Raw genomic sequence first — 26129 nt, 5'->3', positions numbered from 1 at the left:
ACAATTAGAGAGGCGTAATGCCTCTCTCTTTTATGGCTATTTTATGACAGAAGTAATAAACGAATCACACATCATTGAGCGACTAGACGATGCACCTTCTGTGCGTGGTTTTTTTATCATTGCTGTCGATATTCTTAATGAATCTATCGACGGTTTAATTCAACGTATTTTTCGTAAAGATGATTTCGCAGTTCAATCCGTGATCGGTCCATTGCTTCAAGACTCTGGTCCTCTAGGCGATTTAAGTGTTAGGTTAAAACTGCTTTTTGGCTTAGGTGTATTACCAAATAATACCTATCATGATATTGAAGGTTTAATACAATTACGTAATAAGTTGAATGCTGAAATGAACGAACTTCAGTTCACTGACCCACACGTTATTACACCTATAAATTCACTTCATTTAGTGAAAAGAATGGGGATGAATCAACTAGACATCACCCCACAAAATGATGATGATGATCTGATGTTCTATCAAATGCAAATAGACCGACAAAAACAAATGATCCGTTCAGGTTTATCATTAGCGATTGTCGATATTTGCTCTGAACTCCAAAAAGAAAGCCCATTTTAATGACTTTCTTTTTTCCATCTTACCCCGCAACTCTTTTAGGTAATTTAACCGAGATGAGTGTCGTTAGTAACAAGAATCCAAATGATACCCACAAGCACGCAGCAAATCCTGCCATTTGAAAAACAACCCCTGATAAAATAGTCCCAATTAAGCGTCCCATCGCATTTGCCATATAATAAAAACCAACATCCATCGACACCCCATCACCTTTGGCATAGCTGACAATTAAATACGAATGCAGCGATGAGTTAACCGCAAAGACCGCACCAAAAATCAATAAGCCAATCACTATAACGTATTGAACTTGCCATTCAATTTGTACTAAGTAAGCAATCACTCCAGTAACAACCGACAGTATCGCAACCCAATACAACGCGGCCCAGCCATCTGGCGTACGTCCTTGTGCTTTACCTGTTATTTTTGGTGCAAAGCCTTGCACAAACCCATAAGCAATAACCCACAATGCTAAAAAACCACCGACTAACGAATGGTCCCAACCAAACACGCTACCTAAATAAATAGGCAATGCCACCACAAACCATACATCTCTCGCGCCAAACAAAAATAAACGTGCCGCTGATAAAATATTAATTTGATCTGATTTTGAAAACAGTTGAGTAAACTTAGGTTTGGATTTTGCTTTTCCCATGTCACCATCAAGCAAAAATACACTGCCGATAAATACAACAAAAAGTACGCTCGCCATTGCTATCACGGCAAGTTGGAATCCAATCGAGGTTAATAACAACCCACCTAAAAAGAACCCCGCACCTTTTAGGGCATTTTTAGACCCCGTTAAAATAGCAACCCACTTATAAAGCGCCCCTTCTTGATCGCTCGGAACTAAGATTTTAATTGCACTTTTGGCACTCATTTTATTAAGATCTTTTGCGATGCCTGACAATGCTTGTGCCGCCATCACCCAAGGGATCGTTAACCAAACACTTGGTAATGCCAGCATCAATAATGCAATCACTTGCATTACCAACCCCACGTTCATGGTTTTATTAAGCCCTAACCGAGCCCCTAACCATCCACCAAGTAAGTTAGTCACAACACCAAAAAATTCATAAAACAAAAAGAGAGAAGCGATCGCTAACGAGCTGTAACCCAAATCATGAAAGTACAACACCACCAACATACGTAATGCACCATCAGTAATGGTGAAATTCCAATAATTGAAGGTCACAATCATGTACTGACGTACGCTATGGCTTAATTGAGAAAACATAAGAAACGTCCAATATAATAAAAAGGTCCCAGAACAAAGTTACATTCTGAGACCCTCTCTAAAGCAAATTATTTCTGTGCTATGGTATTGATGTAATCAATTTGCACTGGTTTAGTAAAAGCACCAGGACGTAAGGATTGAACCTGCAACTTAATCACATCCAGATCCCACCCCAAATCCAATAATAGATGCCCTGCTAATAATCCAGTACGACCAGAACCACCCATGCAATGCATTGCTACTTTGCCATTATTTTCTAATACTTGTTGCAGCTCTGGCGTTGCTGATTTCCATTGTGCTGAAAACTCATCACCAGGAGCGCAATCATCTTCAATTGGCAAATAAAACCATTTCATGCCTAGACGTTGCACTTCTTCACCAAGAGAGCCTACGCCTTTTTCTGTTAACTCATCTTGGTTTAATGCCGTTGCTACCGCTTCAACACCTTGTGCTTTTAATTGCTCTAATGAGGTCGTTAACTCAACCCCTTTTGTTCCCGGACACGGAGTCAAAATTAATGCGCCATTAGTGCCTGTAACCGGTAATTCCCAAATAGGATGTGTCATTTTAAATTCCTTAAACCAATGCCATTAATATTAAGCTAGACCAACGTTACGAACCAACTCAGCAGTACGAGTTGCATAACCCATTTCGTTGTCATACCACGCGTAAATCTTCACCATGCGCTTACCAACAAGCATAGTAGATAGTGCATCAACAATCGTTGAGCGTTGGTCGCCTTTATAATCAATCGATACGAGTGGACGCTCTTCGTAACCTAAAATACCTTTTAGATCACCATAAGCGGCATCCTTTAATAACTGATTTACTTCTTCAACCGTGGTGTCTCTTTTTACTTCAAAAATGATATCTGTCAGTGATGCATTCGCCAAAGGAACACGTACCGCATGGCCATCAATTTTATCTTTTAGCTCAGGGAAGATTTCTACAATCGCTTTAGCAGAGCCCGTTGTTGTTGGGATCAAGCTCATACCACACGCACGAGCACGGCGTAAATCTTTATGCGGTGCATCTAAAATAGTTTGCGTATTGGTTAAATCATGAATGGTTGTAAATGCTGCATTTTCGATACCTAACTCCTTATTGATAACTTTAACAATTGGAGCGAGACAGTTGGTAGTACAAGATGCAGCAGTCACGATTTGGTGAACCGCTGGGTCAAAAATATCGTCGTTAACACCAACCACAATGTTCGCTACCCCTTCTTCTTTCACCGGAGCAGACACAACCACACGCTTAACGCCTTGTGCTAAGTATTTATCTAAAAATACGCGCTTACGGTGCACGCCCGTCGCTTCAATCACAACATCACAACCAGACCAATCAACCGAGTCGATGTCTTTTTCTTGCGTGGTTTTAAGCTTTTGATCACCGATGATCATAATACTTCCATCGGTAGTCACTTCATGGTTCCAACGGCCTTGAATTGAATCAAACTCAAGTAAATGCGCCAATGTATGGGTATCACCCGCCACATCATTAATCTGTACAAATTCCAGTTCAGGCCAATCAAATGCAGCTCTTAATGCCAAGCGTCCAATACGGCCAAAACCGTTAATTCCTACTTTAATTGTCATCGTTTTCTTCTCCCTAAATGAAGTTAGCAACACGCTTTCATTGCGTTTAATTTATCAGTGTCTTTTTGATATTGGGCTTGCAAACAATTCGATTGCTTCAACCCATCAATAATTTTATTTAACCAACCCGGTAGATTTGTACTAACTTGATAATAGACCCACTGTCCTTCACGGGTATCGACCAATACACCAGATTGACGTAGCTGAGCTAAATGACGAGAGATCTTTGGTTGGCTTTCTTCTAACGCTTCAGTCAATTGATTTACACATAAACGACCTTCACGAGCGATAAGTAACAAACAACGAATTCGAGTTTCATCAGAAAGCAGTTTGAAAAATTGATGAGGTAACATAACGAACCTTAAATATGGATATATGCATTTCCATATATCCTATACACTGTAATGCAAAAATCAATAGAAAAAATACCGAGTAACAAAAAGTTCATATAAAAAATAGCGATTCAGCAATCACTTTTCTAAACTAAAAGATAAACAGTGTGCTTTTAAACTTAATACAATGAAATTAACATTTAATAATGATAGTTTTATAACTATACAAAATTTAGATAATAGCCGATTTACATGGATGTGCGTATGACAGCTTTTTTTGCTTCTCGTTTTAATTCACAAGACTGCATAATTGACCTATCAAAATGGCAAGAGCTTGCAGATTTAATTGTTGATATTTTTGGCGCAGATTGTGGCGCTATTATTGAGTTTACAGGTCATTCTTTTCATACTCTTGTAAGCAGTAATAATGAAACAAGCTTCCTTCACCAAGGCTCTCAATGGTCCAGTGACAGTAAAAGTTTTTGCCGTACGATTGTTGAAACAGGCAAAGAGCTATATGTTCCTAATGCATTAAAGAGTGAATATTGGATTAACGCACCTGCCGTTAAAAATGGCCCAGTGCGCTCATATTGCGGAGTTCCCGTCTTTTACCCTGATGGTTCTATTTATGGCACCATTTGTGCCATAGATACAAAGCATACTGATTATAAACATACATTAGTTAAGCTATTACTTCACCTTTCAAAACTAATCACTGCTGACTTAAAAATGGCAGAAGCAGCTGAGCTGCATAAAAAAATGGCTCTTACTGACTCAATGACAGAGTTACTTAATCGTCGTGGATTAGGCATTTTAGGTAAACAAAAACGAAAAGATGCTAAACGATACCAAGACAGTATCGGAATACTTTATCTTGATATTGATAATCTAAAGCAAGTAAATGATAAATTTGGTCACTCCACGGGAGATAAATGCATTCAAATTTTGGCTAGTATTCTAAAAAATGAAGTCAGAGAATCCGATCTTATCGCTCGTACTGGTGGTGATGAATTTATTGTCTTAACGCTAATAAATAAAGAACCAGAAACCGAGCTCAATGCCCTTTCATTACGTATTCGTCACCATTACCAAGAGAAAACACAATACCAATCAGGCTTAAATATCAGTAACATCAGTATTGGTCAGCACCTTGAACCCTATAACTCAACAACCACGCTTAAAGACATGTTCATGAATGCAGATACCGCTATGTATAAAGAAAAAGATAAAAAAAAAGCCATCAATAAATAATCAAATAAAAACGGCAGCCTTATGTGAGGCTGCCGTTTTTTATTTCGTTATCAATGAGTAAAACTTACTCAACCGTTACCGCTTTTGCTAAGTTACGTGGCTGATCGACATCCGTCCCTTTAATTAAGGCAACATGATACGAAAGCAACTGCATTGGAACCGTATAATAGATTGGTGCAGTTATATCGCTAACATGAGGCATGGTAATGATCTTCATGTTTTCATCGCCTTCAAAGCCCGCTTGCTCGTCCGCGAAAACATACAGTAACCCGCCACGAGCACGCACTTCTTCTACGTTTGATTTTAATTTTTCTAATAAATCATTGGTTGGTGCAACCACTACCACTGGCATATCCGCATCAATCAACGCTAATGGACCGTGCTTTAATTCACCGGCGGCATACGCTTCCGCATGAATGTACGAAATCTCTTTTAATTTCAGCGACGCTTCCATAGCGATTGGATAAAACTCTCCACGCCCTAAAAATAGCGTGTGTTGCTTGTCTGCAAAGTCAGGGGCTAACGCTTCGATTTCTTTATCAAATGACAGTGCTTTTTCTATTTGAGCGGGCAAAGCGTGCAAGGCTTCAACGATCTCTTTCTCTTTCTCTTTTGAGATACGATTTTGTTGTTTACCTAATGCCGTCACTAACATCAATAACGCCGCAAGCTGAGTGGTGAAAGCTTTAGTCGACGCCACACCAATCTCTGTTCCTGCTCGCGTCATAAAGGCAAAATCAGATTCACGAACAAGAGATGAACCAGCAACATTACACACCGTCATTGCACCCATGTAACCACGCTCTTTTGCTAGACGAAGGGCCGCTAACGTATCAGCCGTTTCACCCGATTGAGATAACGTAATTAATAAGCTATTTGGACGCGTTACAAATTTACGGTAACGGAACTCAGAGGCAATTTCGACATCACAACTAACACCAGCAAGTGACTCAAACCAATAACGAGCCGTCATTCCCGCGTTGTAAGAAGTACCACATGCGATGATTTGTACGTGTTCTACTTTATTTAGGATCTCAACAGCATTAACGCCAATGCTTTCTGTTACAACAGAGTCATGAGTAATACGACCTTCCATTGTATTGATTAATGCTTTTGGCTGCTCGAACACTTCTTTTTGCATGAAGTGACGATATTGACCTTTATCTCCCGCATCATGCTCGGCGTTCGATTCTGTCACTTCACGCTCAACTTGTTCGCCATGCGCATCAAATACTCGAACATCACGACGAGTAATTTCAGCAACATCCCCTTCTTCAAGGTACATAAAGCGACGAGTTACGTTCAATAACGCCAATTGATCTGACGCTAAAAAGTTTTCACCCACACCACGACCAATAACGATTGGGCTACCAGATCGAGCAACAACTAAACGCTCAGGATCACGACGATCCATTGCAACAGTACCGTACGCACCATCAAGTTGAATCGCTGTTTTTTGTACCGCTTCAATCAAAGAATCCGACGTTCGTAATTCCCACTCAACTAAGTGTGCAATAACCTCGGTATCTGTTTGAGATTCAAACACATAACCGCGCTCTTTTAATAGCGCACGTAATGATTCGTGATTTTCAATAATGCCATTGTGAACAATCGTAATATCACCAGAAACGTGTGGGTGAGCATTAATTTCAGAAGGTTCGCCATGCGTTGCCCAACGAGTATGAGCGATACCAGTACCACCGACCACGTGTGATTCATTGACTGCATCCGCTAATTCTTTAACCTTACCCAAACGACGTAGTCGAGTGTAATTACAGTCCGCATCAACAACCGCAACACCAGCTGAGTCATAACCGCGGTATTCTAAACGGCGTAATCCTTCAACTAATATTTCAGCTACATCTCTTTGTGCAACAGCACCTACGATCCCACACATGGCAATACTCCATTATTCTATTTTTAAATTTAGTGGTACCAATCTTCATAATGCGATTGGTCTAGATAATGAGCGGGCAACAAAAAGCTCATTATTGATATTCTTTATTGAAGAATTAAATCACTGAGCTCTAATGACTCGTACGTTATGTGACTCAATTTTTTGTTGGTGTTCTTGGCTTAAATCATTATTGGTAATCAACACGTCAATGCTGTCCCATGGCAATTCTACATTGGGAATTTTTCGACCAATTTTTTCTGATTCAACCATTAAAATAACTTCACGAGCGACTTCAGACATCACTCGACTTAATCCCACCAGTTCATTGAAGGTCGTGGTTCCACGCTCTAAGTCAATACCATCTGCACCAATGAACAACTGATCAAAATCATAGGATCTTAATACTGACTCGGCCACTTGACCTTGAAATGAGTCAGAATGACTGTCCCATGTTCCCCCTGTCATTAATAACGTGGGTTCGTTTTCAATTTCTTGCAACGCATTGGCGACGGGCAGTGAATTAGTCATGACGACCAATCCATTTTTCTTCGACAGTTGGTTGATCAATGCCGCAGTTGTACTGCCACTATCAATAATAATCCTGTTATGATCTTTAATGAATTCAACCGCTGAAATCGCCAGAGATAACTTTCGATTCGAAACTTCTTCGCAGTTGTCTTCTTGAATAATATTCGAAGGCATTAGCACTGCTCCGCCATACTTACGCATTAGTAAACCATTCTTCTCTAACTCTGTTAGATCTTTACGAATAGTTACTTCTGAGATATCAAAGAGCTCAGAAAGCTCTTCAACTGTAATTTCTCCTTTCTCTATTAATAAAGATAGGATCATATGACGGCGTTGTTTTGTGTTTCTCTTCGACATAAAAAACTCAATAAGTTTCGATTTGAAAGTAGTTTAGTTTCGTTTTAATTAATTGTCTAGAGTTAGAAATTAATTCGTTTTAAATATTAAGATCTCGAGATCTGATCTTATTTAATGAAAACAAGAAATGAGTTAGAGATACAGCGCAGACTTTAGCGTCTAAAAATTGCTCAAAAGGCGGTTAGATGTTAATTTTATTGAACAACTTATAAGGAACATTGTAGCCATGGACGATAACTACACCATTATTATTGCGGATGATCATCCCTTATTTCGCAATGCACTTTTTCAATCCATTCATATGGCGATCAGCGGTGCAAATCTACTTGAAGCTGATTCACTTGAAGCCTTACTTAAGGTATTAGAAAAAGAGCCCGATCCAGATTTACTTCTATTAGATTTAAAAATGCCAGGAAGTAATGGGATGTCAGGATTAATTCATCTTCGCTCTCAATACCCTGATTTACCTATTGTTGTAGTATCAGCAAGTGAAGAAGCCAGTATTGTCTCACAAGTAAAAAGCCATGGTGCCTTTGGTTTCATCCCTAAATCAAGTGATATGCGAACCTTGATCTCTGCACTCAATCAGATTTTAGCCGGAGATTCTTACTTCCCCGCAGGTTCGATTAAAAACTCACAAGCCTGCGACGATTTAGCCACCAAAATTACGAGCCTTACTCCGCAGCAATACAAAGTTCTCGGAATGCTTTCTGATGGGTTGCTTAATAAACAAATTGCTTATGACTTAGATGTATCTGAAGCCACAATAAAAGCGCACATGACAGCCATTTTTAGAAAGTTAGGGGTAAAAAATAGAACCCAAGCCGTTATTCTATTGCAACAAACTGAAAGTTAACTTTGATATAACATACTGGTCTATAAATTAAGGTATATTACCCGTTCATTTTATCCCTCTGTTTAACCTAACTCTGGGAGAGTTCATGATAAGCATCCTCGTTACTCAATTCGTTGTTCTTTGGGCTGTTATTGATCCTATTGGTTCTGTACCCGTCTATCTTTCACAAACTCAACATCTATCGGCTAAGCAACGTAAAGTTGTTGCTTTAAAAGCCGTTGCTATTGCCACCTCTGTCCTGTTATTTTTCCTCGTTATTGGTCAATTACTATTAGAAGCGATGCAGATTCCATTACCCGCGTTTCAAGTTGCAGGGGGATTGGTTCTTCTCATCTTTGCCTTAACAATGATTTTTGGTGAGAGTAAACCCGAACAAGAGCAAAAAATGAGTGAAGAAATTAGTCATTCAGATCTCGCAGATTTAGCGGTTTACCCTTTAGCGATTCCCTCCATTGCTTCTCCAGGCGCAATGATGGCAATTGTGATGCTAACGGATAATTCTCGATATTCCTTTTTAGACCAATCAGTGACTGCAGCGGTCATGATTGTTGTGCTCATCATTACTTTATGCCTTCTACTTGGGGCTACCTTTATTCATAAAATAATAGGAAATGTTGGCGCAGCTATCATTAGCCGTGTAATGGGGCTAATTTTAGCCGCCGTTGCCGTAAATAACCTGCTACTTGGAATTAAAGATTTCTATTTTTAATCACTTATCCAAGATAATACCTCTTAGACCTTGGTATTGATTAACATAAATTTAACACGAAAAATCACAACCCACCTCACATAAAACGCTCATATTTTGGGCGTTTTTCTTTATCTGCTCGACTAAAGTTGCACTGCTTTCTTTCTTTCTCACTGCTAATCTCTTTTTGGTTACATATTATTAACATTAAAAAGGAGCTGGCTATGGCGTTCGAAACAAAAGAACAAGCACAAGCCTATTGGAAGGAAAATCTAAGGATCATGGGTGGATTACTTTTCATCTGGTTCGCAGTCTCATTTGGTGCAGGCATCTTGTTTGTTGAACCACTAAATGCAATTCAAATCGGTGGCTTTAAATTAGGTTTCTGGTTTGCTCAACAAGGCGCTATCTATACCTTTGTTGCCCTAATATTTATTTATGTAGTTCGAATGAACTCATTAGATAAAAAATACAACGTACAAGAAGACTAGAGGAATTAGCATGGATATCCAAACTTGGACGTTTATATTAGTAGGTATTACTTTTACCCTTTATATCGGTATTGCGATATGGGCAAGAGCTGGCTCAACCAGTGAATTTTATGTGGCTGGCGGTGGGGTTCATCCTATTGCCAACGGCATGGCAACCGCAGCAGACTGGATGTCGGCAGCGTCGTTTATCTCTATGGCAGGTATCATTTCTTTTGTTGGTTATGATGGTGCCGTTTATCTTATGGGTTGGACAGGCGGGTATGTTCTTTTAGCCTTATGTCTTGCACCTTATTTACGTAAATTTGGTAAGTTTACTGTGCCAGATTTTATCGGTGAGCGTTATTACTCGCGTACCGCTCGTATGGTTGCTGTTTTCTGTGCCATCTTTGTTTCTTTCACTTATGTGGCAGGACAAATGCGTGGTGTGGGCGTTGTATTCTCTCGATTCTTAGAAGTTGATATTAACGTTGGCATCATCATTGGTATGGGTATCGTATTTTTCTATGCGGTACTCGGTGGCATGAAAGGCATCACTTATACGCAGGTTGCTCAATTCTGTGTCCTCATTTTCGCCTTTCTTGTTCCTGCGGTTTTCACCTCTATCATGATGACAGATAATGTTTTCCCTCAACTTGGCATGGGCTCCACTGTGACAGGATCAGAGGTATATCTACTGGATAAACTCGATGGATTAACAACTGAACTTGGCTTTACGCCATATACCGATGGCTCTAAGAGCATGGTTGATGTCTTCTTTATCTGTGCCGCTCTTATGGTTGGTACTGCGGGTCTACCTCATGTAATTATTCGCTTCTTCACGGTTCCTCGCGTTAAAGATGCACGTATTTCTGCGGGTTGGGCATTACTGTTTATCTCATTCCTATACACCACAGCACCTGCGGTTGCCGCGTTTGCTCGTGTAAATATGATTGAAACCATTAATGGAACCGACAACCAGGGGGTTGCAGCGGCTGATGCTCCGAGTTGGTATAAAAACTGGGAAGACACGGGTCTAGTCGGTTGGGAAGATAAAAATGGCGATGGAAAAATGTTCTATTCTGGTGATGAACGTAATGAAATGGACATCAACCGAGATATCATCGTTCTAGCATCACCTGAACTAGCAAATTTACCAAACTGGGTTGTTGCACTGTTGGCTGCCGGTGGCTTAGCCGCTGCATTATCAACCGCTGCTGGTCTACTACTGGTAATATCGACCTCTATCTCTCATGATTTATTGAAAAAAGGCTTTAAGCCAAATATGACAGATAAGCAGGAATTGCTCGCCGCCCGACTTGCTGCGATTGTTGCCATCGTTGGTGCTGGTTACTTAGGGATTAATCCTCCGGGCTTTGTAGCACAGGTGGTCGCGTTCTCCTTCGGTTTAGCCGCAGCGTCCTTCTTCCCTGCTATTATCTTAGGTATTTTCTATAAGAAGATGAATAAAGAAGGGGCGATTGCAGGTATGGTTTCAGGTGTCGTATTCACTACCGCTTATATTGTTTACTTTAAATTCATTAACCCCGCAGCAAGTACACCTGATAACTGGTGGTTTGGTATCAGCCCTGAAGGGATCGGTACGCTAGGTATGTGTCTGAACTTCATAGTCTCGATTGCAGTAAATAAAGTAACGGCTGAAGTACCACAAGATGTACAAGATTTAGTGGAATCTATTCGTTACCCTAAAGGTGCGGGTGAAGCTCACGACCATTAATCTGATAATGTTCAGTTTAATAGAACCAGAGTAACGTCAGAAAAATAATTTGGCTGATATGAAAAGGGAGTTAGTTATGCTAGCTCCCTTCTTTTATGATGAGTCCTAAACCACTGAGGTAGTGTGGCGATTTAACACAGACCTTAATTTTAACGGTTTGACTGGCTTTGCAATAAAACCAAAACCATTACTTTTAATACTTTCTAGTAAATCCTCAGTTTTATCTGCGCTGATCATCACCCCTTCAAAGTTATTACCTAAACGTAAGCGGCATTGTTGTAATACTTCTAAGCCCGTTCTGTCGTTATCCAATCGGTAATCTGAGAAGATGACATCGGGTACCCAATCGTCTTCTAAACAACGTAAACTTCCCATTAAGTCTGTCGCTGTTTTTACTTCACAACCCCAACGTTCAAGTAGTGATTCCATGCCAATTAAAATGTCTGGTTCATTGTCCACACACAACACGCGAACCGAACTTAATGGTAATTCCGGCTTTTGGGTTATGGTAGGCGTATCGCTTTCAAGCGCCACACCACGCTCCAATGTGACAGAAAACACCGAGCCTTTATTGACCCATGAACGTAAAGAAATGGTATGACCAAGTACATGAGAGATCCCTCTAGCTATCGCTAATCCCAAGCCTAACCCTTGATCAGCTCGTCCCTGATCGACACGAGTAAACTCTTCAAAAATAGCTTGTTGTTTCTCTTCTGCAATACCAATGCCGCTGTCCCATACATCAAGACGAATTTTACCTTCGACTCTTCTGGCACCAAGAACCACTTTTCCTTGAGGGTTATATCGAAAGGCGTTGGTTAAGAAATTCTGTAATACTCGACGTAATAATTTTGGATCGGATTCCACCACCACATCAGAATGAATCACCGAAAAATCAATCCCTTGTTGTTTCGCTAGAGCACCAAATTCAGCCTCTAAATTAGAGAGCATATGGTGGAGCGAAAAGCCGTGAACATTGGTTTCTAACTTACCCGCTTCTAAACGAGAAATATCCAATAAATCACCTATTAACTCTTCTGCCGCCCCTAATGCACTTTCAATATGCCCTGATATTTTCTTTGTCTCACCATCTTTAGCCACTTCACTTAATGAAGAGGCAAACAAACGGGCAGCATTCAAGGGTTGCATTAAATCGTGGCTCACTGCCGCTAATAATCGTGTTTTTGAATGCGAGGCTTTTTCAGCACTTTGGGTAGCACCCACCAATCGCTGATTCAATTTTTCTAATTCTTTGGTTCGTTCATGCACTCGAAACTCTAGACTTTCATTGGTTTCTTTTAATGCTTTTTCTGCCTGTCTAAAAACGGTAATATCGGTAAAACTCATCACAAAACCGCCATTCGGCATCGGATTTCCTTGTACCTCAATCACCTGCCCATCCGCTCTGATCCGTGAAGAAACATGACGCGTTCCTCTTTCTAAATGCTCTACTCGTCGTTGAACGTGTATTTCAGGATCCCCCGGGCCACACAATCCTTGCTCTGCATTATGACGAATTACATCCGCAATCGGTCGACCAACTTGAATAAGTCCTACCGGAAATGTAAATAATTCCAAATAACGTTGGTTCCATGCGACCAACTTCATCTGTTTATCAACCACTGCAATACCTTGGCTTATGTGCTCAATTGCTCCTTGTAATAAGCCTCGACTAAAATCATAAAGCTCCGACGCTTCATCTACGATGGTCGCAACTTCTTCCAATTGCATATTTCTCCCTCGCAATGCAGAGGTTAATACCAACCGAGAAGAGGAAGCACCAAAAACTCCAGCAAGAACACGTTCCGTGTGCCTAATTAATTGAGAGGTGGCTTGTTGCTGTGGCAGTAATTCTTCATCATGCTGTTCTGCAAACTGACGAAACGCTTTTCTTGCTCTTTTTCTACCAACAAAACGAGAAGCCAACATTTCAAGTTCGGCAACCGTCACGCGAGTTTGGTATACGCTTACGTCCTCACTTTCAGGCAATGGAGCACCAACAAAAGCCGCGGCTTGTAAGCGTTCACTTAGCGATGCTCGTGTAACCGAAGAAACAAGAATAAATAACACGGCATTTAAACCTAGACTCAACATCATCCCCCAATCAGACGTTTTTACATCCAATTGTTGTAACCACTCTGGAGGTGTAATTATCCACAATAAAAAGTTATCTTCTGCACTGCCTGCTAGCATTTGAGTTTGACTCATTAAGGTAATTAGCCACACTACAAAGCCAATCGCTAATCCTGCATAGACCCCTTTTTTATTTCCTTGTCTCCAATACAAACCACCAATAAGCGCCGGTGCAAATTGAGCTATCGCTGCAAACGCTAATAATCCAATAACAGAGAGGGAATCTATTGAATCTAACGCTTGATAAAATCCCCACGCACCCGCTAATAATAATACTATCAACAAGCGTCGAATCGTCACTAATAACTTAGAAAAATGCCCAAATGTACGAGCGTTTGTTTTTACCCGGCGTAATAACAAAGGCAATACGAGATCATTTGAAACCATGATAGCAAGCGCAATCGTCGAGACAATAACCATACCACTTGCCGCAGACGTTCCCCCGACAAAAGCCAGCAGCGCCATATGCTCGGCACCAATCGATAATGGCACACTAATAACAAATGCATCGCTCACACCACCAGCAAGTAATGCCTGACCCGCCCATGAAATAGGTAAAACAAATAAACCCATCAAGAATAAATAGAGAGGAAATACCCAACGAGCGGTTCGTAAATCTTGCGCTTGTTCGTTCTCCACCACCGTTGTGTGGAACTGACGAGGCAAACAAATAATTGCCGCCATTGTTAATAAAGTATGGAACAGTAACGTTATTAAATTAGGCGATTGGTAGGTTTCTTTTGCTACGGTAATCAAATCAACATTCGGATCTGAATACGCCAAATATAAAATGAAACCGCCAACCGAAAGAAAGGCAACAAGCTTAACGATGGATTCAAATGCAACAGCCATCATCAAACCTCGATGATGCTCCGTCGTATCTATATGTCGAGTCCCAAATAGGATGGTAAAAATAGCGAGCGCGCCACCAACAAACCAAGAGATATGACCATCTTGATACCCTAAATCTTGCGCTAAATTAGGGGCAACAAGATCAAGCCCCATGGTTATCCCTCGTAATTGCAACGCTATATAAGGAAGAATACCAATCACCGCAATGACCGTAATAACACCGGCCAAGCCTTGAGATTTACCGTAACGAGCCGCAATAAAATCGGCAATGGACGTAATGTGCTCTCGCTTTGCAATCAGAATAATTCGGGCTAAAAAACGCCATGCAAAAACAAAAACAAGAATGGGGGCAAGATAAATAGGAAGGAAAGCCCACGGGTTATTGGTGGCTTGGCCTACGGTGCCATAAAAGGTCCAAGAGGTGCAATAAACGGCAATAGAAAGGCTGTAAATCCATGGCCGATAACGTGCAAGCCACCCTTTTTGGCGATCACCATACCAAGCAATTAAAAATAGTAACCCTAAATAAGCCAGCGAAACTGGCACTACAATCCATCCTTGTGTCATCACTCATCCTTAGTGATACCAAACTAGATTTTTTATTTAAAAAAAACGCTAGAAAGGTACAAATACTCTGTAGCACCATTCTAGCGTTTTATTATTGCTTCGTTTTTAACCAAGCCAACAAATGTGATTAGGGCCTATTTATCTTTTACTTTATCCAGTTTAATCATCAGAGCAAAAATACCCATTGCCGCCATTATCCAGAAAATATTCGCGCCCCACGCTTCATAACCCCAACCACTTAATGTCGTCATTAAGGCAATAAACGCACCCAAAGGAATTGCGTTATACAGGGCTTGCAGTGGGATCATCTTGTTTTGAGGGAATTTTTGAATGTATTGAATCGCCGCTAAATGCGCCATTGCAAAAGTAACACCATGCAATGCTTGAACAAATACTAAGGCAACTAAATCAGTGGTAGCCGCGGTCAGACCCCAACGAACCATTACCCCTACTGCTGCCACTTTAAATAAGGTTGATATTTTCCAGCCCGCAAACAATTGTTTACTGAACGCGAATATCATCACTTCAGCGACCACACCCAAGCTCCATAAGTAGCCAATCGTACTTTCTTGATAGCCTGATTCTTTCCAATAAATAGAGCTGAAACTGTAATACGCAGCATGACTGCCTTGGATTAGTGACACTAAAATAATAAATTTTAAGACTGGCGTTTCACTTAACAGTGAAAGTAATTTTGGTCGAGTTTGATCTTCTTCAGCTACCGAAACCGGCATAGGATTTGGATTTCGCATCACTAAGAATAGTGCCGCTAATATCCCAGCTATCGCAGTATAAACTATCATATCCGTACCAAAGCCAGAGACTAGATAACCAACAACCGTCGATCCCACAATAAAACTCACAGACCCCCATAAACGCGTTCGACCATAATCCAATAAATTATTTTTTGCGTAGTAATTTGTCATCGCATCTGACAATGGAACGGCTGGCCCGCATGACAAATTAAATAATACGGTGACAAATGCCATCCACCAGAAATTACCGCCATTAATTAAAAACAAACCGAGCGCAACTAAGGAGGCGAGCGTCAATACTCGTAATGCAGGGATTAAATATTCCACTTTATGTAAACGAGGGGTAATCACTAAATTCGCAACACAACGCGTCGCAAAACCTAAACCAATTAAAACGCCGATATCTCCAGCAGATACCCCCTGATCTTCAAACCACAACGCCCAAAAAGGTAAATACACGCCGTAGGCAAAAAAGAATCCACCAAAATATTGAGAGATCCAAGCAAAGGGAGATACGCGAAACATGACAATGTCCAAAAGGAAATAAAAAGAGGCGGACATTATGGCATCGTATTGATTTATAAAAAGGGAAAACAGAACAGATGAAAACTGCACCTTTTAAAATGTGACTTCGGCTTCAATTTTTAATCAATAAATAAGAGACCTAGACTAAAGTCGTCTTCATTATTTAGTGATTTATAGTGAAAATAAGCACACTAACCAAGGTAAGGATGGAGCTATGCCAAGTGAACTCAATTTCTCAATTGCTCCATTCAATACTCTAACAACTCAAGAGCAAGAGCAATTAACCCGTCATGTCGATATTGCCTATTTCCGAACGGGAGATACATTACTGCATGAAGGGCAAGAGCCTGAAAATGTCTTCATCATCATAAAGGGAGTTGTTGAAGAGCGTTCAAATAGCAATGGAGAAATCTACGCGCATTATACCCATGATGATCTTTTTGATATTCGATCTCAATTTGAAGGTTCCGCCAAACACACCTATCACGCAATCGAAGATACATTATGTCATCTTCTTCCTAGCTCTGTTTTTCTCTCTTTATATAAAAATAATCATGCCTTTTCTGCCTATTTCAATAACAGTTTAGCCAAACGAAAAGCATTAATTACACAAGCTCACCAACAACAAAACCTCGCCGAATTTATACTCACCAAAGTGGATGATGATACGATTCAAGAGTGCCTCGTTGTCGATGGAAATACGTCATTAAAACACGTCACGCATTTACTCAAAGAAAATAATGCAGACGCTTTATTTGTAGAGTTGAATCAATACGACAAACGACATCAAGCAACCAGCAACCACTTACCTTTTGGCATTATTACTCGAACCGACTTATTGCACGCCTTAATGCTTGATGGGCTTAACCCTAATCAGCCCGCGGGACCAATAGCAACTTATCCTATTGTTCATGTTCATAAGGATGACTACCTCTTTAACGCCATGACGTTAATGACTCGACATCGAGTAAAACGCGTTGCTGTTCTCGAAAATAATCAACTCATTGGCATGTTAGATATGACACAAGTCTTGAGTCTTTTTTCAACACACTCCCATGTCCTTACGTTACGGATCGCTAGAGCACAAAGCATTGAAGAGCTCGCAATAGCAGCCAACAGTCAAACGCAACTCATTGAAACTTTAATTAATAATGGTATTCGAACTCGATTTATTATGGAGTTAATCTCAACCGTTAATGAACAAATCATTGAAAAAGCATTCAGTTTGATTGTGCCTAAAAGCTTACATAATCATTGCTGCTTCATTGTCATGGGCTCTGAAGGTCGAGGAGAACAAGTCCTAAAAACAGATCAAGACAATGCCTTAATCATTGAAGATAACGTTGAATGGCCCAATGTTCATACGTTGATGAAAAAGTTAACCCAAACACTACAACAATTAGGTTACCCATTATGCAAAGGAAACATAATGGTAAGTAATCCTCATTGGGTAAAAACAGAGGGAGAATGGCTACATTATATTGAAAAAATATGCACTGAACATAACGGCAATAACATGATGAATTTAGCTATTTTTTCTGATGCTCAAGCCATTGCAGGTAATCGCGAGTTACTTACCCCCTTAAAGCAATGCATAACGAATAAACTCAACGATAATGATCTCATCCTCAGTTTTTTTATTCGTCCCGCTCTTCAATTTACCGTTCCATTGACTTTGTTTGGCAATATAAAAAATAAAAAAGAAGGGATTGATATCAAGCAAGGCGCTATTTTTCCCATTGTTCACGGGATCCGAACATTGTCACTAGAGCAAGGGATTGATAAAACCAACACTTTCCAACGTATTGACGAATTATGCCAACGTAAAGTACTCGAACCATCGACAGCAGATAATTTAAGTGAAGCCTTAAAGCTATTTTTCAAATGGCGCTTACGTCATCAATTACAAGAGAAAACAGCTCAACTCACTAATCATATTCACATAGAACAACTTGATAGAACTGAACGGGATTTATTGCGCCACAGTTTACACATCGTTAAAAAATTCAAAGAATGGCTTGGTTATCATTATCAGATCAGGGATTAATAATAATGAATCGACTACAACGCTGCTGGTGGCACTATAAATTACGAACTCATCCACATCGTGAGTTATTTACTCCTTACTCTGGAGATGAGTTGGTTTCTATAGATTGTGAAACCACTAGCCTTGACCCGAATCATGCCGAATTGGTCTCAATTGCTGCTATCAAAATAAAAAATAATCGAGTACTCACAAGCCAGACCCTTCATCTAAAATTAAGACCTCCACAGAGCCTGACTTCTGATTCAGTTAAAATACATCAATTAAGACACCAAGATTTAACTCACGGGATATCAGAAAAAGAGGCCCTTGAGCTACTCATTAAATTTATTGGACGCTGCCCAATTGTTGGGTACCACATTCGCTATGATAAGAAGATTTTAGATCGCGTCTGCCTACGTCACTTCACTCACCCCCTACCAAACCGACTTATTGAAGTGAGTCATCTTTATCATCACAAATTAGAAAGACTATTACCTAATGCGTATTACGATTTAAGCATTGAAGCGATTTCTCGACATTTAGACCTACCACAGGCCGAACGCCATGATGCCCTTGAGGATGCCATTGCTGCTGCTCTTATTTATGTGCGCTTAACTTATGGAGATTTTCCCGATCTACCTAAAATAAGAAATGCTCACAGTTACTGATCTGCCTCTCAAAAACCAACTCTTATCTGGTCAAAAATTCAGTAAACCTTTCTTTCTCTGACTAAAGTCTAATTGTTGAAAACACATTTCTAGCAGAAAGTAATATCAACCCTACTAATAAAAGAGCAGAGCCAATGAAGGCACTGCCATAAATTCAGCGACATACTAATCTGGATATTTGCTGTATTCACAAGGAGAACCAACATGAGTGACATTCACGTATACCCAGTCAATCAAGACATCGCCAACAATGCACATGCCGATGAAGATAAATACCGTGAAATGTACCAGCAATCCGTTATTAACCCTGAAGGTTTCTGGCGTGAGCATGGACAAATAGTCGATTGGATGACTCCTTACACTAAAGTAAAAAATACCTCTTTTGATACTGGCCACGTAGACATTAAATGGTTTGAAGATGGCAAACTCAATGTCTCTGCAAACTGCATTGATCGCCATCTTGCCACTCGTGGCGATGAAGTCGCTATTATTTGGGAAGGCGATGATCCACAAGATGATGCGTCAATTACCTTCAACGAACTTCACGAACAAGTGTGTAAATTCTCAAACGCACTTAAGAGTCAAGGCGTTCGTAAAGGCGATGTCGTGTGCATTTATATGCCAATGGTTGCTGAAGCAGCCGTTGCAATGCTTGCTTGTACTCGTATTGGTGCAGTTCACACGGTTGTTTTTGGTGGGTTCTCACCAGAAGCATTGGCAGGTCGAATTGTTGATTCCGATGCGAAAGTCGTGATCACCGCCGATGAAGGCGTTCGTGGCGGTCGTACCGTACCTCTAAAGAAAAACGTCGACGATGCATTAAATAACCCTGAAGTCACAACCATTGAAAAAGTGGTTGTATTCCAACGTACTGGTAATGACATTGAGTGGACTGAAGATCGTGATGTATGGTGGCATCAAGCAACAGCGGTTGCGTCTGCCCATTGTGAACCAGAAGCAATGAATGCAGAAGATCCTCTTTTCATTCTTTACACCTCAGGCTCAACAGGTAAACCAAAAGGTGTATTACACACCACTGGCGGCTACCTTGTTTATGCAGCAATGACCTTCAAATACATCTTTGATTACCAAGAAGGTGAAGTCTTCTGGTGTACCGCTGATGTAGGTTGGATCACTGGCCATACTTATTTAATCTACGGACCTCTCGCTAATGGCGCAAAAACCATTCTGTTTGAAGGTGTGCCAAACTACCCAAGCACTAGCCGCATGAGTGAAGTGGTCGATAAGCACAACGTAAATATTCTTTATACTGCACCAACAGCCATTCGAGCACTCATGGCTCACGGTAATGACGCAGTAGAAGGAACCTCAAGATCCTCATTACGCGTGATGGGATCCGTCGGCGAACCAATCAACCCTGAAGCATGGGAATGGTATTACAACACCATTGGTGATGCTCGCTGCCCAATCGTTGATACATGGTGGCAAACCGAAACGGGTGGGATCTTAATCTCTCCTCTTCCTGGTGCAACCGCATTAAAACCGGGGTCAGCAACTCGTCCATTCTTTGGTGTTCAACCTGCTTTGGTTGATAACATGGGTAACCTTATTGAAGGTGCTGCCGATGGAAATCTCGTGATTACCGATTCATGGCCGGGGCAAATGCGCACCATCTACGGTGATCATGACCGCTTTGAACAAACGTACTTCTCAACCTTTAAAGGGATGTATTTTACCAGCGATGGCGCTCGACGTGATGAAGATGGGTATTATTGGATCACTGGCCGTGTTGATGACGTATTAAATGTTTCGGGTCATCGAATGGGCACCGCGGAAGTTGAATCCGCGCTCGTTTCTTTCAGTAAAATCGCAGAAGCAGCAATTGTTGGTGTTCCACATGATATTAAAGGCCAAGCGATTTACGCATACATCACCCTAAATTCGGGTGAATACCCAAGTGCGGAACTTCATAAAGAAGTCAAAGATTGGGTGAGAAAAGAAATTGGACCTATCGCTACACCTGATTTTTTACACTGGACAGATTCGCTGCCTAAAACTCGTTCAGGAAAAATCATGCGTCGTATTCTTCGTAAGATAGCAACGGGAGACACCTCTAATCTAGGAGATACTTCTACATTGGCGGACCCAAGTGTGGTTGATAAACTCATTGAAGAGCAAAGAAAAATTGCCTAAATAGAACAATGAAAATTCTCTCGTAGAGTAAAAACTCAGCTTAGTAAAAAAGCCACTATTAAACATAATAGTGGCTTTTTTCTTGTGACTTCTAGCTCAAATTGACATAACAATTTCTTCCAAAAGAATTTCTGATGAATAAACGAAATCAAAAACTGTATAATTGTTCCACAAGTTAGAAGTATTTGTTAATTAACAGATAAAACAACAGAACTTAACCATTCGATTAGATTCTAATTGTCAAATTCAAGCCAAAATGCGTTTTATTTTTTGAACAACAAATGAAACTTAGAGCTGATAAGACCAGTATTTTGCTGCGATTTGCTGTGATATTGTCTATAATTGCTTTTTATGAGCATTCGCAAGACAAAAATTGCAAAAGTTCATCGAATCTAATATAAAAGATGTGCTTTTTTTACTTTAACTGTAAAAACAAGGAATTTAGCATCACAATGTCTACTCAATCGCGAATTTTAGTTCTCAATGGCCCGAACCTTAATCTATTAGGTCTTCGAGAGCCTGCACATTATGGCAGTCAAAATTTAGAACAAATTGTCAATACTCTTACCGTTCAAGCGAATGCATTGAATGTTGAACTTGAGCATTTACAATCTAATCGTGAATATGAGCTGATCGAAGCTATTCATAATGCATATCAACGTATTGATTTCATTATTATCAATCCAGCAGCGTTTACTCATACGAGTGTCGCTTTACGTGACGCATTGCTTGGTGTTGATATTCCTTTTATCGAAGTACATTTATCTAATGTCCATGCTCGCGAACCTTTCCGCCACCACTCTTATCTTTCCGATAAAGCCGTAGGCGTGATTTGTGGGTTAGGCGCAGATGGCTACGAATTTGCTTTGAATGCAGCGATAAAACGCCTGCGTTCAAATTAATCACTGAATATAAAACAGAAGAGATGACACAATGGATATCCGCAAAATTAAAAAACTAATTGAACTAGTTGAAGAATCTGGCATTGCTGAACTTGAGATCTCTGAAGGTGAAGAATCAGTACGCATCAGCCGTGCTGTTGCCCCTATGGCTCAATTAGCACCAATGCAACCATACCCAGCGCCAGTCGCTCCTGTTGCTGCTCCAGCGGCACTACCTGTTGCCGCTCCAGTGGTAGAGACTCCTACAGAAGTCGCAGGTCACAAAGTGCGTTCTCCAATGGTTGGTACTTTCTACGGTGCTTCTAGCCCGGATGCAAAACCATTTGTTAAAGTTGGTCAACAAGTCACTGCTGGTGATACTCTTTGTATCGTTGAAGCAATGAAAATGATGAACCAAATCGAAGCAGATAAATCGGGTGTTGTTACCGCGATTCTAGCTGAAGACGGTAACCCGGTTGAGTTTGATCAACCTCTTGTTATCATCGAATAATAGAGGCTGCTATGTTAGATAAATTAGTTATTGCAAACCGTGGTGAAATTGCACTACGAATCTTGCGAGCATGTAAAGAACTTGGCATTAAAACTGTTGCTGTTCACTCTACTGCTGACCGTGATTTAAAACACGTATTGCTTGCAGATGAAACAATCTGTATTGGCCCAGCTCGCAGTGCTGACAGCTACTTAAACATCCCTCGAATCATCAGCGCGGCAGAAGTAACAGGGGCTGTTGCTGTTCACCCAGGTTACGGTTTCTTAGCTGAAAATGCTGATTTTGCAGAGCAAGTTGAACGTTCAGGCTTCATCTTTGTTGGTCCAAAAGCGGAAACTATCCGTATGATGGGTGACAAAGTGTCTGCGATCAGCTCAATGAAAAAAGCCGGTGTACCTTGTGTACCTGGTTCTGACGGCCCGTTAGATAACGATGAAGCAAAAAATAAATCATTTGCTAAACGTATCGGCTACCCAATTATCATCAAAGCCTCTAGCGGTGGCGGTGGTCGTGGTATGCGTGTTGTTCGTGCAGAAAAAGACCTTATTGAAGCGATTGCAATGACTCGTGCTGAAGCGACTGCGTGTTTTGGTGATGGTACGGTTTACATGGAGAAATTCCTTGAAAACCCTCGCCACATTGAAGTACAAATCATTGCTGACGGTCAAGGCAACGCAATACACCTTGGTGAACGTGATTGTTCTATGCAACGTCGTCACCAAAAAGTGGTTGAAGAAGCTCCGGCTCCAGGTATCACTGAAGAGATGCGTAAATACATCGGTGAGCGTTGTACGCGAGCTTGTGTTGATATCGCTTATCGTGGTGCTGGTACTTTTGAATTCCTATACGAAAATGGTGAATTCTACTTCATTGAGATGAATACACGTATTCAAGTTGAGCACACGATTACTGAAATGGTAACGGGTATCGACTTAATCAAAGAGCAACTGCGCATTGCTGCAGGTCAACCTCTTTCTTTCACTCAAGATGATATCAAGCTACGTGGCCACTCTATTGAGTGTCGTATAAATGCTGAAGATCCTGTTCGTTTCCTACCTTCACCAGGTAAGATTACACGTTTTCATGCACCTGGTGGCATGGGCGTTCGTTGGGAATCTCATATTTATACCGGCTACACAGTACCACCACATTACGACTCAATGATCGGTAAGCTAATTACTTACGGTGAGAACCGTGATGTTGCTATAGCTCGTATGAAGAACGCATTAAGCGAAATGATTGTTGAAGGCATTAATACTAATATCTCTTTACACTTAGATATTATGAATGATGAAAACTTCCAACACGGCGGTGCGAATATTCATTATCTTGAGAAAAAATTAGGTCTTCAATAAGGCATAATTTTCATTCTTTAAGCTAAGAAATAAATAAAGGCCGTGAGTGATTACACTCACGGCCTTTTTCTATGATAAAATTCGCCGATATTTTCAACTAAATAAAGTGATCCCCATGCCTTGGATTCAAGTAAAACTAAATGCAACATCGGAAAATGCTGAACTCATCAGCGATATGCTAGTAGAAGAAACTGGTGCACTTTCTGTTACATTTTTAGATGCTAAAGATAGCCCTATCTTTGAACCTCTTCCTGGAGAGACTCGTTTATGGGGTGAAACAGACATTGTTGCTCTTTATGATGCAGAAACCGACATGGATTTAGTCATTACACAATTGAAAGCAAGCACCATTCTTGATGACAATTTTGCTTACAAAGTAGAGCAACTTGAAGATAAAGATTGGGAACGCGAATGGATGGACAACTTCCACCCAATGAAATTTGGCGAACGCTTATGGATTTGCCCAAGCTGGCGTGAAATCCCAGAACCTGACGCTATCAACGTAATGCTTGATCCTGGCCTTGCATTCGGTACAGGTACGCACGCAACAACCGCACTTTGTCTTGAATGGCTAGAAAGCATCGATCTTACTGGTAAAACAGTTATCGACTTCGGTTGTGGTTCTGGCATCTTAGCGATCGCAGCGATCAAATTAGGTGCAGCGAAAGTTGTTGGGATCGACATTGATCCTCAAGCGATCACTGCATCAAAAGACAATGCCACTCGCAATGGTGTTGCTGATCAACTAGCGCTTTTCCTTCCTCAAGACCAACCTGAAAACCTAGTTGCTGATGTGGTTGTCGCTAATATTCTTGCAGCCCCTTTACGTGAGCTTTCAAGTATTATTACGGCTCATGTGAAACCAGGTGGCGTACTAGCTATGTCTGGCGTGCTCGATACTCAAGCAGATAGTGTTGCTTCATACTACTCAGATAACTTCACTCTTGATGCAATTGCAGAGCAACAAGAATGGTGCAGAATCTCTGGAATTAAGAAGTAACGGCCTCCAAGACCTACTCTTCCTAGAAAAAACTTCAATGCCTCAATACTAAATTTGAGGCATAAAACCATCTAATTGACTGAAATATAAACAAATTGCACAAACAATTTGTAAATGCTCAAAATTTGGTCTTTTCAGGCGAGGAAAAAATGCGTAAAATGCGCGCCCTTGCCGACACAAACGTGCGTGGATGTTTTGCAGATAGGTAAATATACATTAAAGAACAATCTTATCGTTGCTCCTATGGCTGGTGTGACTGATAAACCTTTTCGTGAATTGTGTATGCGTTACGGCGCAGGCATGGCTGTAAGCGAAATGATGTCTTCTAATCCAAAACTGTGGAAAACATCTAAGTCCCAAAATCGCATGGTGCATGAAGGTGAATCTGGTATTCGCTCGGTACAAATTGCAGGGGCAGATCCTAAGTTAATGGCGGAAGCAGCGCGATACTGTGTTGAGACTGGTGCGCAAATCATCGATATCAATATGGGATGCCCTGCTAAGAAAGTGAATAAGAAGCTTGCAGGCTCAGCGCTCCTACAACGCCCAGATTTGATTGAAGAGATCTTATTGGCAGTTGTGAATGCAGTTGATGTTCCTGTTACTCTGAAAACGCGTACAGGCTGGGATCCGGACAATAGAAACTGTGTTCAGGTTGCAAAAATGGCAGAACAATGCGGCATTCAAGCTTTAGCGCTCCATGGGCGTACCAGAGCTTGCATGTACAAAGGTGATGCTGAGTACGACAACATTAAAGCGGTAAAAGAAGCGATTTCGATTCCGGTTATAGCAAACGGTGATATTGACTCACCGGAAAAGGCTCGTTTTGTGCTGGATTACACCGGCGCAGACGCTTTAATGATCGGCCGTCCTGCACAAGGTAGGCCATGGATTTTTCAAGAAATCCAACATTATTTAGAAACGGGCGAATTCATGCCACCTCTTCCTATTGAAGAAGTGAAGGCCACTTTATTGGGTCATGTTCAAGCGCTTCACCTATTTTATGGTGAGTTTTTAGGCCCTCGCATTGCTCGTAAGCATGTGGGTTGGTATTTAAAAGAGCACGAACAAGCAAATGAATTCCGCCGCGGCTTTAATGCTATTGAAGATGCCCATCAGCAACTTCAACAGCTTGAAAGCTATTTCGACCACGTTGCATCATAATAACAGAAGAGCTAAACAGAA

At 40.9% G+C, this 26129-nt stretch carries 22 protein-coding genes; 14 read left to right on the top strand and 8 right to left on the bottom strand.

The genetic code is table 11. The features are described from left to right. Positions 1 to 43: 43 nt before the first annotated feature. A complete protein-coding gene (locus tag A6E03_RS18775; RefSeq protein ID WP_065592906.1) occupies positions 44 to 574 on the top strand; it encodes an MltR family transcriptional regulator in 531 nt (176 codons plus the stop codon). Positions 575 to 593: 19 nt separating this feature from the next. On the opposite strand, the gene arsJ is transcribed toward A6E03_RS18775, so the two are convergent. From arsJ to A6E03_RS18755, 4 genes are all read right to left on the bottom strand, one after another. Continuing rightward, complete coding sequence (arsJ, locus tag A6E03_RS18770; protein WP_065601507.1) at positions 594 to 1805, bottom strand: organoarsenical effux MFS transporter ArsJ; 1212 nt, start codon at positions 1803 to 1805, stop codon at positions 594 to 596. A gap of 68 nt (positions 1806 to 1873) precedes the next feature. Further along, complete coding sequence (locus tag A6E03_RS18765; protein ID WP_065592904.1) at positions 1874 to 2371, bottom strand: dual specificity protein phosphatase family protein; 498 nt, start codon at positions 2369 to 2371, stop codon at positions 1874 to 1876. A gap of 30 nt (positions 2372 to 2401) precedes the next feature. Next, positions 2402 to 3403 carry an ArsJ-associated glyceraldehyde-3-phosphate dehydrogenase gene (locus tag A6E03_RS18760; RefSeq protein ID WP_065592903.1) on the bottom strand — a complete coding sequence of 334 codons (1002 nt, stop codon included), beginning with the start codon at positions 3401 to 3403 and terminating at the stop codon, positions 2402 to 2404. 23 nt (positions 3404 to 3426) lie between these two features. Then, complete coding sequence (locus A6E03_RS18755) at positions 3427 to 3756, bottom strand: metalloregulator ArsR/SmtB family transcription factor (RefSeq protein ID WP_065592902.1); 330 nt, start codon at positions 3754 to 3756, stop codon at positions 3427 to 3429. 243 nt (positions 3757 to 3999) lie between these two features. Here A6E03_RS18755 and A6E03_RS18750 point away from each other — a divergent pair, with 243 nt between their 5' ends. Further along, complete coding sequence (locus A6E03_RS18750) at positions 4000 to 4986, top strand: sensor domain-containing diguanylate cyclase (protein WP_065592901.1); 987 nt, start codon at positions 4000 to 4002, stop codon at positions 4984 to 4986. Positions 4987 to 5050: 64 nt separating this feature from the next. Here the strand turns inward: A6E03_RS18750 and glmS are convergent, their stop codons facing one another. Both glmS and A6E03_RS18740 read right to left on the bottom strand, forming a co-directional pair. Next, the gene (glmS, locus tag A6E03_RS18745; RefSeq protein ID WP_065601506.1) at positions 5051 to 6883 is read right to left on the bottom strand and encodes a glutamine--fructose-6-phosphate transaminase (isomerizing); all 1833 of its coding nucleotides are present in this window, start codon (positions 6881 to 6883) and stop codon (positions 5051 to 5053) included. 120 nt (positions 6884 to 7003) lie between these two features. Next, positions 7004 to 7768, bottom strand: a complete 765-nt coding sequence (locus tag A6E03_RS18740) for a DeoR/GlpR family DNA-binding transcription regulator (RefSeq protein WP_065592899.1) — start codon at positions 7766 to 7768, stop codon at positions 7004 to 7006. 226 nt (positions 7769 to 7994) lie between these two features. Here A6E03_RS18740 and A6E03_RS18735 point away from each other — a divergent pair, with 226 nt between their 5' ends. From A6E03_RS18735 to A6E03_RS18720, 4 genes are all read left to right on the top strand, one after another. Next, a complete protein-coding gene (locus A6E03_RS18735) occupies positions 7995 to 8624 on the top strand; it encodes a response regulator transcription factor (protein WP_065592898.1) in 630 nt (209 codons plus the stop codon). 85 nt (positions 8625 to 8709) lie between these two features. Then, positions 8710 to 9333: a MarC family protein gene (locus A6E03_RS18730; RefSeq protein ID WP_065592897.1), complete on the top strand. Its 624-nt coding sequence runs from the start codon at positions 8710 to 8712 to the stop codon at positions 9331 to 9333. A 203-nt stretch (positions 9334 to 9536) separates the two neighbouring features. Then, positions 9537 to 9803 carry a DUF4212 domain-containing protein gene (locus tag A6E03_RS18725; protein ID WP_065592896.1) on the top strand — a complete coding sequence of 89 codons (267 nt, stop codon included), beginning with the start codon at positions 9537 to 9539 and terminating at the stop codon, positions 9801 to 9803. A gap of 10 nt (positions 9804 to 9813) precedes the next feature. Continuing rightward, on the top strand, positions 9814 to 11517 hold the full coding sequence (locus A6E03_RS18720) for a sodium:solute symporter family protein (protein ID WP_065592895.1): 1704 nt from the start codon (positions 9814 to 9816) through the stop codon (positions 11515 to 11517). Between the two features lie 105 nt (positions 11518 to 11622). On the opposite strand, the gene A6E03_RS18715 is transcribed toward A6E03_RS18720, so the two are convergent. Together A6E03_RS18715 and A6E03_RS18710 are read right to left on the bottom strand one after the other, a co-directional pair. Then, positions 11623 to 15069 carry a PAS domain-containing hybrid sensor histidine kinase/response regulator gene (locus tag A6E03_RS18715; protein ID WP_065601505.1) on the bottom strand — a complete coding sequence of 1149 codons (3447 nt, stop codon included), beginning with the start codon at positions 15067 to 15069 and terminating at the stop codon, positions 11623 to 11625. 134 nt (positions 15070 to 15203) lie between these two features. Further along, positions 15204 to 16349 carry a 3-phenylpropionate MFS transporter gene (locus tag A6E03_RS18710; protein ID WP_065601504.1) on the bottom strand — a complete coding sequence of 382 codons (1146 nt, stop codon included), beginning with the start codon at positions 16347 to 16349 and terminating at the stop codon, positions 15204 to 15206. 214 nt (positions 16350 to 16563) lie between these two features. Here A6E03_RS18710 and A6E03_RS18705 point away from each other — a divergent pair, with 214 nt between their 5' ends. From A6E03_RS18705 to dusB, 8 genes are all read left to right on the top strand, one after another. Further along, positions 16564 to 18396, top strand: a complete 1833-nt coding sequence (locus A6E03_RS18705; protein ID WP_065601503.1) for a DUF294 nucleotidyltransferase-like domain-containing protein — start codon at positions 16564 to 16566, stop codon at positions 18394 to 18396. 5 nt (positions 18397 to 18401) lie between these two features. Next, positions 18402 to 19043, top strand: coding sequence for a 3'-5' exonuclease (locus A6E03_RS18700; protein WP_065601502.1), 642 nt, complete (start codon positions 18402 to 18404; stop codon positions 19041 to 19043). A 204-nt stretch (positions 19044 to 19247) separates the two neighbouring features. Then, on the top strand, positions 19248 to 21197 hold the full coding sequence (gene acs / locus A6E03_RS18695) for an acetate--CoA ligase (RefSeq protein WP_065601501.1): 1950 nt from the start codon (positions 19248 to 19250) through the stop codon (positions 21195 to 21197). Between the two features lie 452 nt (positions 21198 to 21649). After that, positions 21650 to 22099, top strand: a complete 450-nt coding sequence (aroQ, locus tag A6E03_RS18690; protein WP_065592889.1) for a type II 3-dehydroquinate dehydratase — start codon at positions 21650 to 21652, stop codon at positions 22097 to 22099. 31 nt (positions 22100 to 22130) lie between these two features. After that, a complete protein-coding gene (accB, locus tag A6E03_RS18685) occupies positions 22131 to 22589 on the top strand; it encodes an acetyl-CoA carboxylase biotin carboxyl carrier protein (protein ID WP_065592888.1) in 459 nt (152 codons plus the stop codon). An 11-nt stretch (positions 22590 to 22600) separates the two neighbouring features. Continuing rightward, on the top strand, positions 22601 to 23944 hold the full coding sequence (gene accC / locus A6E03_RS18680) for an acetyl-CoA carboxylase biotin carboxylase subunit (RefSeq protein ID WP_065592887.1): 1344 nt from the start codon (positions 22601 to 22603) through the stop codon (positions 23942 to 23944). Between the two features lie 115 nt (positions 23945 to 24059). Further along, positions 24060 to 24944 carry a 50S ribosomal protein L11 methyltransferase gene (gene prmA / locus A6E03_RS18675; RefSeq protein ID WP_065601500.1) on the top strand — a complete coding sequence of 295 codons (885 nt, stop codon included), beginning with the start codon at positions 24060 to 24062 and terminating at the stop codon, positions 24942 to 24944. A 195-nt stretch (positions 24945 to 25139) separates the two neighbouring features. Beyond that, a complete protein-coding gene (dusB, locus tag A6E03_RS18670; protein ID WP_065592935.1) occupies positions 25140 to 26108 on the top strand; it encodes a tRNA dihydrouridine synthase DusB in 969 nt (322 codons plus the stop codon). Positions 26109 to 26129 lie beyond the last annotated feature (21 nt).

Source organism: Aliivibrio sp. 1S128 (assembly GCF_001691065.1).
Lineage (GTDB): Bacteria > Pseudomonadota > Gammaproteobacteria > Enterobacterales > Vibrionaceae > Aliivibrio.
The sequence above is the reverse complement of the archived record's forward strand: the minus strand, read 5'-3'. Positions and strand labels throughout refer to the sequence as shown.

Bases quoted from the DNA above. Each gene is read 5' to 3' on its own strand.
- accC (WP_065592887.1), top strand. From the start codon at position 22,601: ATGTTAGATAAATTAGTTATTGCAAACCGTGGTGAAATTGCACTACGA.
- A6E03_RS18760 (WP_065592903.1), bottom strand. From the start codon at position 3,403: ATGACAATTAAAGTAGGAATTAACGGTTTTGGCCGTATTGGACGCTTG.
- A6E03_RS18765 (WP_065592904.1), bottom strand. From the start codon at position 2,371: ATGACACATCCTATTTGGGAATTACCGGTTACAGGCACTAATGGCGCA.
- A6E03_RS18710 (WP_065601504.1), bottom strand. From the start codon at position 16,349: ATGTTTCGCGTATCTCCCTTTGCTTGGATCTCTCAATATTTTGGTGGA.
- accB (WP_065592888.1), top strand. From the start codon at position 22,131: ATGGATATCCGCAAAATTAAAAAACTAATTGAACTAGTTGAAGAATCT.
- arsJ (WP_065601507.1), bottom strand. From the start codon at position 1,805: ATGTTTTCTCAATTAAGCCATAGCGTACGTCAGTACATGATTGTGACC.
- A6E03_RS18715 (WP_065601505.1), bottom strand. From the start codon at position 15,069: ATGACACAAGGATGGATTGTAGTGCCAGTTTCGCTGGCTTATTTAGGG.
- A6E03_RS18755 (WP_065592902.1), bottom strand. From the start codon at position 3,756: ATGTTACCTCATCAATTTTTCAAACTGCTTTCTGATGAAACTCGAATT.
- A6E03_RS18735 (WP_065592898.1), top strand. From the start codon at position 7,995: ATGGACGATAACTACACCATTATTATTGCGGATGATCATCCCTTATTT.
- A6E03_RS18700 (WP_065601502.1), top strand. From the start codon at position 18,402: ATGAATCGACTACAACGCTGCTGGTGGCACTATAAATTACGAACTCAT.
- A6E03_RS18740 (WP_065592899.1), bottom strand. From the start codon at position 7,768: ATGTCGAAGAGAAACACAAAACAACGCCGTCATATGATCCTATCTTTA.
- A6E03_RS18730 (WP_065592897.1), top strand. From the start codon at position 8,710: ATGATAAGCATCCTCGTTACTCAATTCGTTGTTCTTTGGGCTGTTATT.
- prmA (WP_065601500.1), top strand. From the start codon at position 24,060: ATGCCTTGGATTCAAGTAAAACTAAATGCAACATCGGAAAATGCTGAA.
- A6E03_RS18725 (WP_065592896.1), top strand. From the start codon at position 9,537: ATGGCGTTCGAAACAAAAGAACAAGCACAAGCCTATTGGAAGGAAAAT.
- A6E03_RS18720 (WP_065592895.1), top strand. From the start codon at position 9,814: ATGGATATCCAAACTTGGACGTTTATATTAGTAGGTATTACTTTTACC.
- acs (WP_065601501.1), top strand. From the start codon at position 19,248: ATGAGTGACATTCACGTATACCCAGTCAATCAAGACATCGCCAACAAT.
- A6E03_RS18750 (WP_065592901.1), top strand. From the start codon at position 4,000: ATGACAGCTTTTTTTGCTTCTCGTTTTAATTCACAAGACTGCATAATT.
- aroQ (WP_065592889.1), top strand. From the start codon at position 21,650: ATGTCTACTCAATCGCGAATTTTAGTTCTCAATGGCCCGAACCTTAAT.
- A6E03_RS18775 (WP_065592906.1), top strand. From the start codon at position 44: ATGACAGAAGTAATAAACGAATCACACATCATTGAGCGACTAGACGAT.
- A6E03_RS18705 (WP_065601503.1), top strand. From the start codon at position 16,564: ATGCCAAGTGAACTCAATTTCTCAATTGCTCCATTCAATACTCTAACA.
- glmS (WP_065601506.1), bottom strand. From the start codon at position 6,883: ATGTGTGGGATCGTAGGTGCTGTTGCACAAAGAGATGTAGCTGAAATA.